This window comes from Gordonia amarae NBRC 15530, assembly GCF_000241345.1.
Taxonomy (GTDB): domain Bacteria; phylum Actinomycetota; class Actinomycetes; order Mycobacteriales; family Mycobacteriaceae; genus Gordonia; species Gordonia amarae.
The window spans coordinates 1-15,646 of record NZ_BAED01000071.1; the positions used below are offsets into that span (position 1 = coordinate 1).

Below are 15,646 nucleotides of genomic sequence, written 5' to 3' on the forward strand. Positions count from 1 at the left end.
AAGGCGGTGGCGGCGCACCATGTGGATGGCGGCGGTGCGGCCCTCCTCGGTCAGAGTCACCGCTCCGTAGCGTTCGTGGGACACCAGGCCCTGCTCGGCGAGTTTGCGGATGGCCTCCGATGCCGTCGACGCCGACACCCCGAGCGATTCGGCGAGCATTTTGGTGGTGACCTTCACCTCGGCCCACTCCTGGCTGGTCCAGATCACCTTGAGGTAGTCCTGCGTCACCGATGACAGGTCGGTGACCGCGCGTCCGGAACCGGGGCCGGAGGGCCGCGCCGAGCGTGCGCGCGAGTTGGGCATAGCTGCCACTGTAAGCCATTCGGTTCCGAACCTCTCGCGGGCGCGACGACGTACGCCGCGCCACCATTCACGTACCTGTCGCCGGTGTGTCGGGTGTCCGTGGTGGTTGCAACCGCCGGGCGGTCGTAGGCTTGTGCGCGTGTTGCGTTGGAGAGGCTTGGAAGACATCCCCGCCGATTGGGGTCGCTGCGTGGTCACTATCGGGGTTTTCGACGGTGTGCACCGGGGGCACGCCCAGCTCATCAACGCGGCCACGGCTGCGGCCACCGAACGCGGAATCCCGTCGGTGCTGATGACCTTCGACCCGCATCCCACCGAGGTGGTGCGGCCGGGCGCTCATCCGCCGCAACTGACCACGCTCACGCGCCGTGCCGAACTGGCCGAGGAACTCGGCATCGACGTGTTCTGCGTCATGCCGTTCACGCCGGAGCTGATGTCCCGGACACCCAAGGATTTCGCGCACGAGGTGCTCGTCGAGTACCTGCACGCGGCGGTCGTCGTGGTCGGCGACAACTTCACCTTCGGCCGTAAAGCGGCGGGGGACGTGCCCAGGCTGGCCGAACTGGGGCAGCGGTTCGGGTTCGAGGTGGAGGCGATCTCGTTGTTCGGCGAACACGCCGTCACGTTCTCGTCCACCTACATCCGCTCCTGCGTCGCCGCCGGTGACGTCGAAAGCGCCGCGGAGGCTCTCGGCCGGCCGCACCGCGTCGAGGGGGTGATCGTGCACGGTGAGAAGCGTGGCCGTGATCTCGGATTCCCGACGGCCAACGTCGCGCCGCCCATGTATTCGGCGATCCCCGCCGACGGTGTGTACGCCGCCTGGTTCACCGTTCTCGGTCAGGCGCCGGTCGCCGGGCAGGTCGAGCCGGGACAGCGGTACCAGGCCGCGGTCTCCGTCGGCACCAACCCGACGTTCTCCGGGCGCACCCGCACCGTCGAGGCGTTCGTCCTCGACAAGTCGGCCGATCTGTACGGCCAGCACGTGGCCGTCGACTTCGTCAGCCGCATCCGCGGCATGGAACCGTTCGCCAACGTCGACGACCTCATCGCCGAGATGAACCGCGACGTCGAGAAGACGCGCGTCATCCTGGATGCGGCGGACTCCTGAACCGGTGCGCTCCTGATTTGGGAGCAGGTCCGGTCCGCTGGTAGATTTGTCCGTCGGTGTTGCTGCGGTCCGCGGCGGCGCACCACCGGATCGGGCACCTGGTAGGTGCCGGGGACGGACAACAGAGCGCGGAACTGAAACAACAGGGAGTATCCCCATGGCTTTGACCGCCGAACAGAAGAAGGTCATCCTGGCCGAGTACGGCCTGCACGAGACCGACACCGGCTCGCCGGAGGCCCAGGTGGCGCTGCTGACCAAGCGCATCACCGACCTCACCGAGCACCTCAAGCAGCATAAGCACGACCACCACAGCCGCCGCGGCCTGCTGCTGCTCGTCGGCCGTCGTCGTCGTCTGCTCAAGTACGTCGCCAAGGTCGACATCAACCGCTACCGTTCGCTCATCGAGCGCCTCGGCCTGCGTCGCTGAGACCTCGCGCACTACTTGCTTCGCCGCGGCCGCTCCCGGACCTCCGGGGGCGGCCGCGGTGTTATTCCTGTCAACAGATCCGACAGTGATACTGTTGAACAGGCTGTTGTCAAGACATACCCAGGTTTAATACGGGAATCGTCGGCAGATCGGTCCTCGGTAGTGGCCGCCGGAACAAGGGTTCCGGCCGCTTCGATCGAAGGCCGTCTCCGCGGAACCGGGCACACATGGTCGTGTCCGACGTATCTGATCCGCGCTATGCCTTGACTCCACCACGCTCGATGCCGTTCGCGCGCACCTGACGGTGTGCTGCGTGCCGTCGGGCTGTCCACAAGATCCGGCCTCGCCGGAAACACACCCGGCCGCGACCGCTGTGCGGCCGACACGAAGGGAATCCCCACCTCACATGACCGATGTGAATACCGACGTCGCCGAGGACTTCGACGACTCGATCACCGAAGCCACCGCCGTCATCGACAACGGCAGCTTCGGCACCCGCACCATCCGGTTCGAGACCGGACGGCTCGCCCTGCAGGCCGCCGGTTCGGTGACCGCCTACCTCGATGACGAGACGATGCTGCTGTCCACCACCGCGGCATCCAAGCAGCCGAAGGAACACTTCGACTTCTTCCCGCTGACCGTCGACGTCGAAGAGCGCATGTACGCCGCCGGCCGTATCCCCGGCTCGTTCTTCCGCCGCGAGGGCCGCCCGTCCACCGACGCCATCCTCACCTGCCGCCTCATCGACCGGCCGCTGCGCCCGTCGTTCGTCGACGGCCTGCGCAACGAGATCCAGGTCGTCGTCACCGTCATGAGCCTCAACCCGCAGGATCTGTACGACGTGCTCGCCATCAACGCCGCGTCGGCGTCCACCCAGATCGCCGGCCTGCCGTTCTCCGGCCCCGTCGGCGGTGTCCGAGTCGCCCTCATCCCGACAGAGGAGAACAAGGCCGGCCAGTGGGTCGCGTTCCCGACCGTCGAGCAGCTCGAAGGCGCCGTCTTCGACATGGTCGTCGCCGGACGCATCGTCTCCGGTGAAGGTGCCGACGCCGACGTCGCCATCATGATGGTCGAGGCCGAGGCCACCGAGAACGTCATCGACATCATCGCCGGTGGTGCGCAGGCACCCACCGAGGCCATCGTCGCCGAGGGCCTGGAAGCCGCCAAGCCGTTCATCGCCGCCCTGTGCGAGGCGCAGAAGTCGATGGCCGCAGCCGCATCCAAGGAGACCGGCGAATTCCCGCTGTTCCCGGCATACGAGGCCGACGCCTTCGACGCCGTCGCCGCCGCGGCCACCGACAAGCTGTCGCAGATCCTCACCATCGCCGGCAAGCACGAGCGTGAGGACGCCACCGACGAGCTCAAGGGTGAGATCCTCGACCAGCTCGCCGGCCAGTTCGAGGGCCGCGAGAAGGAGATCGGTGCGGCGTTCCGTTCGCTCACCAAGAAGCTGGTGCGCCAGCGCATCCTGACCGATCACTTCCGCATCGACGGCCGCGGCATCACCGACATCCGGTCGCTGTCCGCCGAGGTCGCCGTGATCCCGCGCGCCCATGGTTCGGCCCTGTTCGAGCGTGGCGAAACCCAGATCCTGGGCGTCACCACCCTCGACATGGTGAAGATGGCCCAGCAGATCGACTCGCTCGGACCCGAGACCTCCAAGCGGTACATGCACCACTACAATTTCCCGCCGTACTCCACCGGTGAAACCGGTCGCGTCGGGTCGCCCAAGCGCCGCGAGATCGGCCACGGTGCTCTCGCCGAGCGTGCCCTGGTGCCGGTGCTGCCGAGCGTCGAGGACTTCCCCTACGCGATCCGTCAGGTGTCGGAGGCATTGGGCTCCAACGGTTCCACCTCGATGGGTTCGGTGTGCGCCTCCACCATGTCGCTGCTGAACGCCGGTGTGCCGCTGCGTGCCCCGGTCGCCGGTATCGCCATGGGTCTGGTGTCCGACGAGGTGAACGGGGAAACCCGCTACGTCGCCCTCACCGACATCCTGGGCGCCGAGGATGCCTTCGGCGACATGGACTTCAAGGTCGCCGGCACCAAGGACTTCGTGACCGCGCTGCAGCTCGACACCAAGCTCGACGGCATCCCGTCGCACGTGCTCGCCGGTGCGCTCGGCCAGGCCAAGGACGCCCGCCTGACCATCCTCGACGTGATGGCCGAGGCCATCGACGAGCCCGACGAGATGAGCCCGTACGCGCCGCGGATCACCACCATCAAGATCCCCGTCGACAAGATCGGTGAGCTGATCGGCCCCAAGGGCAAGACGATCAACGGCATCACCGAGGAGACCGGCGCCAACATCTCCATCGAGGACGACGGCACCGTGTTCGTCGGCGCCGCCGACGGCCCGTCCGCGCAGGCCGCGATCGACAAGGTCAACGCCATCGCCAACCCGCAGCTGCCCAAGGTGGGCGAACGCTTCCTGGGCACCGTGGTCAAGACCACCGCCTTCGGCGCGTTCGTATCGCTGCTTCCGGGCCGCGACGGTCTGGTGCACATCTCCAAGCTCGGCAAGGGCAAGCGCATCAACAAGGTGGAGGACGTGGTCAACGTCGGCTCCAAGCTGCGCGTGGAGATCGCCGACATCGACGAGCGCGGCAAGATCAGCCTCGTCCCGGTGGACGACGACAAGGCGAGCGAGGCCAAGGCCGACGACACCGAGAAGGCAAACGCCTGACGGCGATCACCTGATCGACAGCGTCAACGGGGCGGCCCGCCATCCTGACCGGGATGGCGGGCCGCCCTCGTGTGACGGTTGTCGGATCCTAGATGGGTCGGATCTCAGATGGGGTCGGATCTCAGGTGTTGCCCGGACGATTGCGGCCGAGGCCGAATGATCCGTCGTCGAGCGCGGTGGTGAGCAGGGTGGTGATCTGCTGCATTCCGGCGGCCATCGTGGCAAAGCCCGTGCGCATTTCGGATTCGAGGCCAGCCATGCGTTGATCGAGACCGTCCATGCGTTGATCGAGACCGTCCATGCGTTGATCGAGGCCATCCATGCGTTGATCGAGACCGTCCATGCGTTGATCGAGGCCATCCATGCGTTGATCGAGACCGTCCATGCGTTGATCGAGACCGCCCATGCGTTGATCGAGACCGTCCATGCGTTGATCGAGACCGCCCATGCGTTGATCGAGACCACCGATGCGCTTGCCGTGCTCAAGCTGGGTTTCGCGCATGGCGTTCAGGACCATCGTCTGCGCCCGGAACGCGGCGTGCATGTTGCTGACATCCTGGTCAGCGCCGGCCGCGAGAACCCGGGCCGCGGAGACGTCACGGCGCAGTTCCTTGTTCTCGGTCTTGAGGCCCTCGACCTCGCGTTCCACATTCCGCAGTCGTGCATCCAGGTCGTCTGGATCCGCCATGCGCTGCCCCCTTCGCCGATGTTCTGTCCGTCAAGCGTAACGGGTTCCGGAGGTGGCTGCCGAGAGTTATCCACAGGCTCGGCGATCGGGGAGCGACCGTAGAATCACAGGGTGCAACAGTCGACTCCGCGGCCCCCGATGCCGCATTCGGGCGGATGGGAGACGGGTCCGACCGGTGACAAACTGACCGTGCCGCGCCGCGTCGACGAGGCGCCCGCCGGAGCGATCGGCGCACTCATCACGGGCGAGCCGCTGGTGGTTCCGGCGTCGATGACCGTCCGGGACGCGGCCACGGTGATGACAGAGCGCGGGTTCGCGGCGCTGATGGTCGCGCTCGGCGCAGGGTTCGGTGTGCTGACGGACGTGGGCATCAGGGCCGACGTGGTGGCCCGCGGCGTCGACCCGCAGACGGCCGTCGGTGCGATCGTCGGCCCACCGGTGCCGGCGGTCGCCGCGGACACCCCGGTCGCCGCTGTGCTGGCCCTCGTCCTCGAACAGGAGCTGACGTGTGTGCCCGTCATCGACACCGCGGGCACCCTGCTCGGCGCGGTAACCGCCGCTGACCTGCTGTCGGCGCCGGCCGGTCCGAGCCTCACACTGCGCCGGCAGATCGCCGTCGCAGCCACCCCGTCGGGGCTGCAGCAGCATGCCAAACGGATCCCGTACTTCGTCGCCGACCTGGTCCGCCGGGGCCAGGCGGCGCACGAGGTGAGTGCGATCGCGTCGCTGCTCAGTGATGCGGTGGTGCGCCGCGCACTTGATCTGGTGAGCGAGCGGCACGGCCTCGATCCGTCCGGGATCCGCTGGCTGTCGTTGGGCAGCAACGCCCGTCGCGACGCCGTACTCAGCTCCGATGTCGACTCGGCGGTGGCCTTCGCCGACGAGGTGTCCGACGCCGACATCGCCCGATTCCGCCAGGCCTGTGCCGAGGTGATCGGCATCGCGGGCGGCGGGGGTCTGGCCATCGACCTCAACGGCGTCGTCGCCTCCAAACCGTGGTTCTCCCGCAGGCGCGGGGAATGGCACGACGCGGCCCAGCAGTGGATGGAGTCACCCCTCAAGGACGAGGCGATCGTGTACACGTCGCTGCTACTCGACTCCCGGCCGATCTGGGGAGCCGGCGGCACCGGAATGGAGAACGTCCTCGACGGGCTGCGGTCCCGCCGCACCACCATGGGCATGTTGCTGGCTGAGGCCCTGACCACCAAGGCCCGGATCCGCACGATGCGGGATGTATTCTCCGGTAAGGGCGGCACCTTCGATATCAAGGAACACGCCCTCGCGCCGCTCACCGACATCGCCCGCTGGGTGGCGCTGTTCGCCGGTTCCGACGAGCGTGACACCAGGTCGCGGCTGCGGGCGGCGGCGGGCAGCGTCGTCCTGCCGGGTGATCAGGCGGCCACGCTGATCGAAGTATTCGAGGTGCTACAGCGGGTGCGCCTGAACTATCAGGTCGCCCAGTTCGACCGTGGCGAACCGGTCAGCGACCTGCTGGAGATGAAGCGCCTGTCTCCGCTCGACCGGAGTCTCGTCGCGCAATCGGTACGGGAGATCGCCGGTATCCAACGCCGGCTCGACAATCTCGGGCAGAATCTTCCCCTGATCGGTTGACGCTGATCGGCGTGCGATGAGGTGGATCCGGCAGGGGCCCGGGTCAGGAATGTGGTGACAGATGTGTTTGATTGTGTTCGCGGTCAACGTGATCGACGGTTTTCCCTTGGTGGTGGCCGCCAACCGGGACGAGTTCTATGCCCGCGAGACAGTACCGGTGCACCGGTGGGCGGATCTGCCGGTCATCGGGGGCCGGGATGCGGTGGCAGGCGGAACCTGGATGGGGGTGAGCGCCGAGGTGCCCGGACGGTTCGCGGCCGTCACCAATGTGCGCGACGGTGATCCGGTGCCCGAGCCCGACAAACGATCGCGGGGTGCGCTGCCCGTCGACTTCCTCACCTCCGGCATCTCCCCGGCCGACGAGGCGCGGCGCCTCACCGACACCGCGGCTGAGTATGCCCCGGTCAATCTTGTGGTGTCCGACGGTGATTCGGTATGGTGGGCGGCCAACAGGCCCGAGATCGCGGCGCAGCGGGTCGCCGACGGCGTGCACGGGCTGTCCAACGGTGCCCTGGACAATTCCTGGCCCAAGGTGGCGCGCACCGTCGAGGCGGTCACCGCGGCGCTGAGAACCGCGCCGCCGCAGACCACCGCGGCCGACGAAGCCCTGTTCGCGGTCCTTGCCGACGACCGGCCCGCGCCCGACGACCTGCTGCCCGACACCGGTGTCGGGATCGGCCGCGAACGGGACCTGTCGCCGGCGTTTATCCGCACCCCCGGATACGGCACCCGGACCAGCTCTGTCCTGTGGATGCGCGCCGACGGCCACGGGATCCTCACCGAACGGCGATTCGACGAGGGTACCTACCTGGACCAGTCGACTGTGGAGTGGTAGGCGGCCGTGGCGTCGGCCGATGTGGGCGAACGTAGACTTGTCCCGGGACCAGGACCGGTGACAAACGTGAGGAAGTGGCAGTGAGCGGAATCAACGTCGGCGTGCTCGGCAGCAACGGCAAAGTCGGGCAGGCGATCGTGGCGGCCGTCGAGGCGGCCGACGACCTCACCTACAGCGCCGGCGTCGACAAGGATGACGCCCTCACGACGTTCACCGACACCCAGACCTCGGTGGTCGTCGACTTCACCCACCCCGACGTGGTGATGGGCAACCTGGAGTTCCTCATCAACAACGGCATCCACGCCGTCGTCGGCACCACCGGCTTTTCCGCCGACCGCCTCGACACCGTGCGCGGCTGGCTCGCCGCCAATCCGGGCGTCGGGGTGCTCATCGCCCCCAACTTCGCGATCGGCGCGGTGCTGTCGATGCGGTTCGCGCAGCAGGCCGCCCGCTTCTACGAGTCGGTCGAGGTCATCGAACTGCATCACCCGCACAAGGCCGACGCCCCGTCGGGGACCGCGTACCGCACCGCCGAACTGATCGGGCAGGCGCGCGCCGACGCGGGTCTGGCGCCGTGCCCGGACGCGACCAGCCAGGAACTCGACGGTGCGCGCGGCGCCGAGGTGTCGGGGGTCCGGGTGCATTCGGTGCGCCTGGCCGGTCTCGTCGCCCACCAGGAGGTGCTGCTGGGCACCCAGGGTGAGACCCTGACCATCCGGCACGATTCACTCGACCGGTCGTCGTTCGCGCCCGGTGTGCTGCTCGGCGTGCGCAATGTGGCCGCCCATCCGGGGCTGACCGTCGGCCTCGAACACTTCATGGACCTGTAGGCGATGGCCCCGGAGAACTCAGAGGATCCCGGCAGCACGCAGAAGGCTGCCAAGCAGAAGGATGCCCGGCCGATCGTGTGGCTGATCGGTTTCCTGATCGTCGCGCTGTGCGTGTACTTCGTGCTGCTCGGGTGGCGCGGTGTCGGGTTGATCGCCGACGGTGGTGTCGCCGGGATCGGGCTCGGCATCGGCGTCATCATCCTGCCGATCATCGGGGTGTGGCTGGTGTACTCGACGCTGCGCGCCGGCATCGAACACCAGCAACTCGCCCGCGTGATCACAGAGGAAGGCCGTGAGCTCGACATCTCGCACCTTCCCAAGCGGCCGTCGGGGCGTCTCGAACGTGACGTGGCCGATGAGCTGTTCGCCCAGGTCAAGGTCGAATGGGAAGCCGACCCCGACGATTGGCGCAACACCTACCGCATCGCCCGCGCCTACGATTACGCCGGCGACCGCACCCGCGCCCGCGAGATGATGAAACGGGCCGTCGCCCAATATCACGACGCCGGAAAGGCCTCGGGCTCGTGAGCAGGCTGCTGATCGTCCACCACACGCCGTCGCCGCACTGCCAGGCGATGTTTGAAGCCGTGATCAGCGGCGCGACCGACCCGGAGATCGAGGGTGTGGAAGTGGTCCGCCGTGCGGCCCTGTCGGTGACGGTCACCGACTTCCTGGAGGCCGACGGCTACCTGCTCGGCACCCCGGCCAACCTCGGCTATATTTCCGGCGCGCTCAAGCACGCCTTCGACACCAGTTACTACCAGATTCTCGATTCGACGCGCGGTCGTCCATACGGTCTGTACCTGCACGGCAACGAGGGGACCGAGGGCGCCGAGCGTGCCGTCACGTCGATCACGGCAGGCCTCGGATGGGTGAAGGCCGCCGACGACGTCATCGTCTCCAACAAGCCCGAGAAAGCTGACCTGGAACGGTGCTGGGAGCTCGGCGCGTCCGTGGCCGCCGGACTCATGGAGCAGTGACGCGAAAATACTGCACGAGAAGGCCCAGATCGTCGCGGGGTGTACTCGTACTCGGTAAGCGGTGTTTCCAGAATGCGGTCAACCGATCGATGCACTGTTCAGGCGGGTGACCCGCGGACCGGATCACAGCCCGGCTGAATCGTGATGCCTGTCGATCACAGATCTCCCTCCCAGGAGTGTCCATGCGTGGTGTGTCATGGAGCCGGTCGCCGGAGGCGGCGGTGGATTATTAATCCAATATTGTGTGAACGTCCGAGGCTGCCCATGAATCACCCGACTGCTCAAGAGGTCCCGTGTCACTTGAAGTGCCGGCGGAATTGTCGCTGAACATGTTGTCGTCGTTGGACGATCTTGCGGCCGATCATCGATCGGTCGGTCTCGCAGGCGGTGACCTCCGATCGGGACGAGAAGATCGGTAACCCTCGATCGATGTGCTGGGCAAGCACTCTGATGTGGTGATCGCCGGGGTCAGTCGTCATCGAACTGGGTTTCCATGAGCTCGATCATCCGGTCCTCGTACGAGGTTTCGGTGATGTACTCGGCTTCGAAACCTTCCTCGGTGTGGGTACCGGCGATGACCCTTTCGGCAAGTCTGATGAGTCGCTCGTTGCGGGCGTAGTCGTCGCTGACCGATTCCAGCTTTTCCACCATCAGGTCGAGGGCTTCCTGCTTCGATGTGGCGGTGACCGACCAATTCTCGCCGCCGTAGCGGCCGGTCCAGGCGCCGTCGCTCTCGGTGAAAATGGCATGCTGTGTGACATGCAGCTTGGGGGGCTTCTCGGACATCTCGTGCCACCTTTCCGTCCTAACTCGACCACCGGGGAACCAACCACACGTGACACCGGTACCGAGGCAACCGATGCCGCGCACGAAGAGCATGTCAACACCGATGATGGTGACCAGGGTCCGATCGGCGCAACCGATAATCCTGAGAAGCGGCGCTCGACGGTCCGCGAGATCGTCATCGTCGTGGCCTGCGTGTTGCTGCTGACCTGGGTCTTACAGACATTCATCGGGCGGCAGTACGTGATCCCGTCGGAGTCGATGGAGCCGACCCTGCACGGCTGTGCCGGATGCAGCAACGACCATATCGTCATCGACAAGCTCGCCTACCGGTTCGGTGATCCGAAACCCGGGGACGTCGTCGTCTTCAACGCGCCCACCGAATCCTGGGAGGGCGGCTGGACATCACGGCGATCATCGAATGTGGTGATCAAAGGTGTTCAGGACGGATTTTCGTGGTTCGGTTTCGCCCCACCGGACGAGTACAACCTCGTCAAACGTGTCATCGCGACCGGTGGGCAGACCGTCGCCTGCAAGAATGCCGACGGCCGCGGCGTCACCGTCGACGGGAAACCGTTGCGTGAGCCGTACATCGACACCGCACTGCAAGCGGACACCGCAGCAGGCACACCGACCAGTTGCTACGGCACCGACTTCGGTCCGATCACCGTCCCCGACGGCAACGTGTGGGTGATGGGTGACAACCGGCTCTCCTCCGCCGACTCCCGCGCCCACATCACCGATGAACTGAACGGCACCGTCCCCGTCAGCGAAATCCGCGGCAAGGTCCGGTTCATCGTATTCCCGCTCTCACGGATCGGCGGCATGGACGTCGTCAATCCCCAGCCGTGATCGTCCTCCAGCCTGATGTGGACTCAACCGGTCAGACCTGTTCAGATGCGTGCGCCCTTCGCCTGATTACAGGCACGGCAAAGGATTTGAAGGTTCTCGACGCTGGTCGCGCCACCCCGACTCCAGGGGATTATGTGGTCGTATTCGAGGTAGGACGTCGATCCGCATTCGACGCAACGACCCCCGCAGCGTCGGAAAACCTCTGCCCGTACGTGCTGGGGTACTGAACGGGAGTCTCGTTCCCCGGGAGCGAGTACCTGGCGCTTTGCGATCCGTAGCGCGCCCTCGGTGACTGCGGCGACGTAGTCGACATCGGCGACGGTGTACTGGGCAGCGCCGCGGGCAGTAGCTGCCGAGACGACTAGATTTCGGTATTCGGCGCGCACCCCGACGATCTTGTCCCAGTTCGTCTGACCGCCGCCGGTACCGATAAACCGGATCTTCTTGTTCGACACCAGCAACCGACCGGGCGTGGTTTTTGGTCCGTTGGCGAGGTATCGGATCAGTTGGGCGTGCACGTCCAGGTACAGGACTTCGTCGGAGTCCAAGTGGATATCAGAGGGCGTGGCGATGGGCAGTTCACCGGCGCGGATCTTCGTCATTTCCCGGCCGCGCTGCATGCGTTGCTTCAATATGCTGAGCTGAGGACTCGGCGACAGCCCGAGATCGGCGAGCGCAGTTTCGAAGTCAGCGAGTTCGGTGTCTTCGATCTCACCGTCGGCGAACGCGAACGTTGCTAGCTGCTCCAGGTGGGCGAGTCCGACGTCATCCAGTGCCGCCCGGCCGACCGAATCAGCGATCTGCTCAAACTGCAACTGCATCCACAGACGATCCCACTGATCGCTGTGCGGGCCGGAAGTGTCGAGAACCTGTGCCAACTGCGGACGCCAACTTTCCATGAACTGGCGGATCTGGTTCTCACAGAACCTGCATGGCCGGGTGGCCCGGCCCATCAGACGAGTCTTGAGTTGATTGCCGCACCGTGGACACGTGCCGGGCAGGTTGTGCAGGGGCCTGGTGTGTCCAGTCCAGGTGGTGCCATCCCACCACCGCAGTATCGTGTCGGTTGCTGGGTCAGAGAACCACCCCGCGGGGACCGTGCTCTGGGGCGCAGGCGCTGGATCAACGGCCGGGTGAGGTGTGGTGGGAGCGCCACAGCTAGGAGTGGGATCGTCATCGATGTTGACACCGAACTCAGTTGCCAATCCGGCCAGACCCGAACTCCACCCCTGCCCGATGGCCCGAAACTTCCAGCCACCTGCTCGTCGATAGAACTCACCCACCATCAGGGCCGCCACACCGGACGGCCAAGCACAGTCGAACCGCACGACTGTCACGGACCGCTGCTCGCAGGTGAGGGTGACAGCGAACCGCGAGTCGGCGATCGGGTCCTCCGCCGACAAACACAGCACAATTCGGTCAACGGGCAACTCCAGATGCGGCACATCAATTGTGACCGCCGCCGCCGTCGGTGTGGCGGTCACTGCCACCGCACCTGACGGATGCCGGGGCTGGTTGTAGAAGACGAAGTCGTCGTCAGTGCGCACCCGTCCTGCCGTGGTTAGCAGCAATGCTTGCGCATCGACGGAGTGAGCGGGGTCGTTCGTGGCGACGAGTACTGACGTCGGGACTGTCTGGAGGGAGACGTTGGCTCCCGCTGTGAGTGATGTCGTAGCGCCGCTGGTCATGAACGGAATCGTATCGGCAGTGTACGACGCACAGTCGAGACTGGGGTTCGCCCACGGTTACTCGCCATCTCGCCCAGTTCGACGCTCAGACTTCCCGTGTCGCCGGGCGGTGGCCGTGGAGGCACGGCGGCCGGGCCGTGCCTGAGACGTGCGTAAACTTGCGCGGGTGAGCATGCCCTTCCACGCGACCAGCCCCGCGCCGGGCGACATTCCCACCCCCTACGAGGATCTGTTGCGGCTGGTGCTTGCCGGCGGCACCCCGAAGGCCGACCGCACCGGGACCGGCACCCGCAGCATCTTCGGGCATCAGCTGCGCTACGACCTGGCGGCCGGGTTTCCGCTGATCACCACCAAAAAGGTGCATCTGAAGTCGATCATCTACGAGCTGCTGTGGTTCCTGCGCGGCGACTCGAACGTCGGCTGGCTACACGAGCATGGGGTCACCATCTGGGACGAGTGGGCCGACGACTTCGGTGAGCTCGGCCCGATCTACGGGGCGCAGTGGCGGGCGTGGCCGACGCCGTCGGGGGAGCACATCGACCAGATCTCCGCGGCGCTCGAGATGCTCAAGACCAACCCGGATTCGCGGCGCAACATCGTGTCGGCGTGGAATGTGGGGGAGATTCCACAGATGGCGCTGCCGCCGTGCCACGCGTTCTTCCAGTTCTATGTGGCCGACGGCAAGCTGTCGTGCCAGCTGTACCAGCGCAGCGCCGATCTGTTCCTCGGGGTCCCGTTCAATATCGCCTCGTACGCGCTGCTGACCCACATGATGGCCGCGCAGGCCGGTCTCGACGTGGGCGAATTCATCTGGACGGGCGGCGACTGCCACATCTACGACAATCACGTCGAGCAGGTGACGCGGCAACTGTCGCGAGAACCGTACCCTTACCCGACGTTGCGGCTGCGGCACCGGGACTCGTTGTTCGACTACGAGTACGACGACATCGAGGTGATCGGGTACCAGTCGCACCCGGGTATCGCCGCGCCTGTGGCCGTCTGACGTGATCCAACTCGTCTGGGCGCAGGACCGCGACGGCGCCATCGGCCGGGCCAACACCATCCCGTGGCGGGTGCCCGAGGACATGCGCCGGTTCAAGGAACTGACCGGGTCGTCGCCGGTGATCATGGGGCGGCGGACCTGGGAGTCGCTGCCGGCCAGGTTCCGGCCGCTGCCGGGCCGGCGCAACGTCGTGATCAGCCGCAACCCCGAGTTGCGGGCCGACGGCGCCGACGTGGTCGGGTCGCTCGACGACGCGTACGCGCTGGTGGGTGCCCGCGATGAGGGGACGACGGTGTCGGTGATGGGTGGCGAGCAGATCTACCGGGCCGCGATCGGCGGCGCCGACGAACTCCGCGTCACCGAGATCGATCTCACCGTCGACAATGCGGATGCCTTCGCACCCGAGATCGACGAGACGTGGCAGGAGGTCGATCGCGGTGAGTGGCTGACCTCCTCGGCCGGACCCCGATACCGGTTTGTCGACTATCGCCGCATAGCGGACTGAGACACGGGAACCCGGGTGACCAAGGACAGGCTGTCGGCGGCGCAGGCACGCCGGATCGCGCTGGCGGCACAGGGTTTCGTCGACAAGCGACCGACGGCGGCGCCGACGATGGCGCATCTGAAACGGGTCCTCGGGCGGACCGGGCTCATCCAGATGGACTCGGTGAACGTGGCCGTCCGGGCGCACTATCTGCCGCTGTTCTCCAGGCTCGGACCGTACGACCGGCAACTGCTGGCCCGGGCAGCTTGGCAGCCGCCGGGCAAACCGCGTTTCCTCGCCGAATACTGGGCGCACGAGGCCGCACTGATCCCCGTCGACGACTGGCCGCTGATGCGTTGGCGCATGGACGAATTCGCTGGTGGCCGGTGGAAATACACCCGCGAGGTGATGGCCCGCAACGCGGCGATGGCCGACGACGTCGTCGCCGTCATCGACGACCTCGGCCCGAGTATGCCGCGGGACATCGAAGCGGCCCTGGGCATCGTGCGGGGACAGGGGAAGGCCGGAAGCTGGTGGGAGCGCGGCGAGGTCAAACACATCTGCGAGGCGCTGTTCGCCGCGGGACAGTTGTCGGCGGTCCGCGACGGCAACTTCTCCCGCTTCTACGACCGCACCGAACGCTTCATCGGACCGGACGTCGCCGCGATCCGCATCGACCGTGCCGATGCGCAGCGCGTGCTCGTCGCGCGGGCGGCGGCATCACTGGGCGTCGCCACGCCCGCCGACATCGCCGACTACTACCGGATGTCCCGCGCCGACACCCAACGCGCGATCGACGACGCCGTCGAGGAGGGCATGGTCCGCGAGGTGACCGTCGGTGGCTGGGATGGACCTGCCTACCTGGCCGCCGATGCCCGGACGCCGCGCGCGGTGAGTGTCTCGACAATCCTGTCACCCTTCGACCCGCTCGTATTTTTCCGGCCACGAGCGTTGCGGCTCTTCGGCTTTCACTACCGGATCGAGATCTACACCCCCGCACACAAGCGGGTGCACGGCTACTATGTGCACCCCTATCTCCTCGGTGACGACATCGCCGCCCGTGTCGACCTGAAGGCCGACCGGTCAGCCGGGGTGTTGCGGGTGCCCGCCGCGCACCTCGAACCCGGCCGCGACCGGGACCTGGTCGCCGAGCATCTGGCCACCGACCTCACGACCATGGCACGCTGGCTCGGCCTCGACGGCGTCGCGATCGGGGGTGCGGGTGATCTCGCGGCCAGGCTGTCCCGGGCGATTGGAACGTGAGGACCCGGTCCCTGCGATATCGGTCACAGCCACCGCCTGCCGATCAGGTGTTCCGTGCCGCGCCCTAGCGGACACCACGTAGTGTGCTCGCACAGTGACGTGCGC

Annotated in this window: 16 protein-coding genes; 12 read left to right on the top strand and 4 right to left on the bottom strand. The window is 66.5% G+C overall.

The window, feature by feature from the left end; genetic code table 11:
* Positions 1–303, bottom strand: a 303-nt coding sequence (locus GOAMR_RS20945) for a metal-dependent transcriptional regulator (RefSeq protein ID WP_005192703.1), incomplete at its 3' end; no start/stop codon positions are given.
* 139 nt (positions 304–442) lie between these two features.
* Here GOAMR_RS20945 and GOAMR_RS20950 point away from each other — a divergent pair.
* From GOAMR_RS20950 to GOAMR_RS20960, 3 genes are all read left to right on the top strand, one after another.
* Positions 443–1,411 (top strand): bifunctional riboflavin kinase/FAD synthetase, encoded by a 969-nt coding sequence (locus GOAMR_RS20950; protein ID WP_083837050.1) that lies wholly within the window; start codon positions 443–445, stop codon positions 1,409–1,411.
* Positions 1,412–1,568: 157 nt separating this feature from the next.
* Positions 1,569–1,838, top strand: coding sequence for a 30S ribosomal protein S15 (gene rpsO / locus GOAMR_RS20955; RefSeq protein ID WP_005192707.1), 270 nt, complete (start codon positions 1,569–1,571; stop codon positions 1,836–1,838).
* Between the two features lie 406 nt (positions 1,839–2,244).
* A complete protein-coding gene (locus GOAMR_RS20960; RefSeq protein WP_005192710.1) occupies positions 2,245–4,524 on the top strand; it encodes a polyribonucleotide nucleotidyltransferase in 2,280 nt (759 codons plus the stop codon).
* A 121-nt stretch (positions 4,525–4,645) separates the two neighbouring features.
* On the opposite strand, the gene GOAMR_RS23865 is transcribed toward GOAMR_RS20960, so the two are convergent.
* Positions 4,646–5,173, bottom strand: a complete 528-nt coding sequence (locus GOAMR_RS23865) for a hypothetical protein (RefSeq protein WP_138943844.1) — start codon at positions 5,171–5,173, stop codon at positions 4,646–4,648.
* Between the two features lie 150 nt (positions 5,174–5,323).
* Here GOAMR_RS23865 and GOAMR_RS20970 point away from each other — a divergent pair, with 150 nt between their 5' ends.
* The 5 genes from GOAMR_RS20970 (at position 5,324) to GOAMR_RS20990 (ending at position 9,468) form a co-directional block, all read left to right on the top strand.
* Positions 5,324–6,823, top strand: coding sequence for a putative nucleotidyltransferase substrate binding domain-containing protein (locus GOAMR_RS20970; RefSeq protein ID WP_005192715.1), 1,500 nt, complete (start codon positions 5,324–5,326; stop codon positions 6,821–6,823).
* Between the two features lie 61 nt (positions 6,824–6,884).
* The gene (locus tag GOAMR_RS20975) at positions 6,885–7,658 is read left to right on the top strand and encodes an NRDE family protein (protein WP_005192717.1); all 774 of its coding nucleotides are present in this window, start codon (positions 6,885–6,887) and stop codon (positions 7,656–7,658) included.
* Between the two features lie 80 nt (positions 7,659–7,738).
* The gene (gene dapB / locus GOAMR_RS20980) at positions 7,739–8,488 is read left to right on the top strand and encodes a 4-hydroxy-tetrahydrodipicolinate reductase (RefSeq protein ID WP_005192720.1); all 750 of its coding nucleotides are present in this window, start codon (positions 7,739–7,741) and stop codon (positions 8,486–8,488) included.
* Between the two features lie 3 nt (positions 8,489–8,491).
* Positions 8,492–9,016, top strand: a complete 525-nt coding sequence (locus tag GOAMR_RS20985; protein ID WP_005192723.1) for a tetratricopeptide repeat protein — start codon at positions 8,492–8,494, stop codon at positions 9,014–9,016.
* A complete protein-coding gene (locus GOAMR_RS20990; RefSeq protein WP_005192725.1) occupies positions 9,013–9,468 on the top strand; it encodes a flavodoxin family protein in 456 nt (151 codons plus the stop codon). Before GOAMR_RS20985 ends, GOAMR_RS20990 begins: the two co-directional genes overlap by 4 nt.
* A 468-nt stretch (positions 9,469–9,936) precedes the next feature.
* On the opposite strand, the gene GOAMR_RS20995 is transcribed toward GOAMR_RS20990, so the two are convergent.
* Positions 9,937–10,254, bottom strand: a complete 318-nt coding sequence (locus GOAMR_RS20995) for a hypothetical protein (RefSeq protein WP_005192726.1) — start codon at positions 10,252–10,254, stop codon at positions 9,937–9,939.
* Here GOAMR_RS20995 and lepB point away from each other — a divergent pair.
* Positions 10,228–11,103, top strand: a complete 876-nt coding sequence (gene lepB, locus GOAMR_RS21000) for a signal peptidase I (protein WP_170319199.1) — start codon at positions 10,228–10,230, stop codon at positions 11,101–11,103. The two genes, GOAMR_RS20995 and lepB, sit on opposite strands and share 27 nt — an antisense overlap.
* A 41-nt stretch (positions 11,104–11,144) precedes the next feature.
* On the opposite strand, the gene GOAMR_RS21005 is transcribed toward lepB, so the two are convergent.
* Positions 11,145–12,791, bottom strand: a complete 1,647-nt coding sequence (locus GOAMR_RS21005; RefSeq protein ID WP_005192730.1) for a TerD family protein — start codon at positions 12,789–12,791, stop codon at positions 11,145–11,147.
* Positions 12,792–12,963: 172 nt separating this feature from the next.
* Here GOAMR_RS21005 and GOAMR_RS21010 point away from each other — a divergent pair, with 172 nt between their 5' ends.
* From GOAMR_RS21010 to GOAMR_RS21020, 3 genes are read left to right on the top strand one after another with little or no spacing between them, the layout of a single operon-like run.
* Complete coding sequence (locus GOAMR_RS21010; protein WP_040516005.1) at positions 12,964–13,794, top strand: thymidylate synthase; 831 nt, start codon at positions 12,964–12,966, stop codon at positions 13,792–13,794.
* Position 13,795: 1 nt separating this feature from the next.
* Positions 13,796–14,299, top strand: coding sequence for a dihydrofolate reductase (locus GOAMR_RS21015; protein ID WP_005192735.1), 504 nt, complete (start codon positions 13,796–13,798; stop codon positions 14,297–14,299).
* A 15-nt stretch (positions 14,300–14,314) separates the two neighbouring features.
* Complete coding sequence (locus GOAMR_RS21020) at positions 14,315–15,541, top strand: winged helix-turn-helix domain-containing protein (protein ID WP_005192738.1); 1,227 nt, start codon at positions 14,315–14,317, stop codon at positions 15,539–15,541.
* Positions 15,542–15,646: the final 105 nt, after the last annotated feature.

What these genes read in the sequence shown, in the direction of transcription:
- GOAMR_RS21005 (WP_005192730.1), bottom strand. Translation starts at nt 12,791, where the DNA reads ATGACCAGCGGCGCTACGACATCACTCACAGCGGGAGCCAACGTCTCC.
- rpsO (WP_005192707.1), top strand. Translation starts at nt 1,569, where the DNA reads ATGGCTTTGACCGCCGAACAGAAGAAGGTCATCCTGGCCGAGTACGGC.
- GOAMR_RS21010 (WP_040516005.1), top strand. Translation starts at nt 12,964, where the DNA reads ATGCCCTTCCACGCGACCAGCCCCGCGCCGGGCGACATTCCCACCCCC.
- GOAMR_RS20975 (WP_005192717.1), top strand. Translation starts at nt 6,885, where the DNA reads ATGTGTTTGATTGTGTTCGCGGTCAACGTGATCGACGGTTTTCCCTTG.
- lepB (WP_170319199.1), top strand. Translation starts at nt 10,228, where the DNA reads ATGCAGCTTGGGGGGCTTCTCGGACATCTCGTGCCACCTTTCCGTCCT.
- GOAMR_RS20995 (WP_005192726.1), bottom strand. Translation starts at nt 10,254, where the DNA reads ATGTCCGAGAAGCCCCCCAAGCTGCATGTCACACAGCATGCCATTTTC.
- GOAMR_RS20985 (WP_005192723.1), top strand. Translation starts at nt 8,492, where the DNA reads ATGGCCCCGGAGAACTCAGAGGATCCCGGCAGCACGCAGAAGGCTGCC.
- GOAMR_RS20960 (WP_005192710.1), top strand. Translation starts at nt 2,245, where the DNA reads ATGACCGATGTGAATACCGACGTCGCCGAGGACTTCGACGACTCGATC.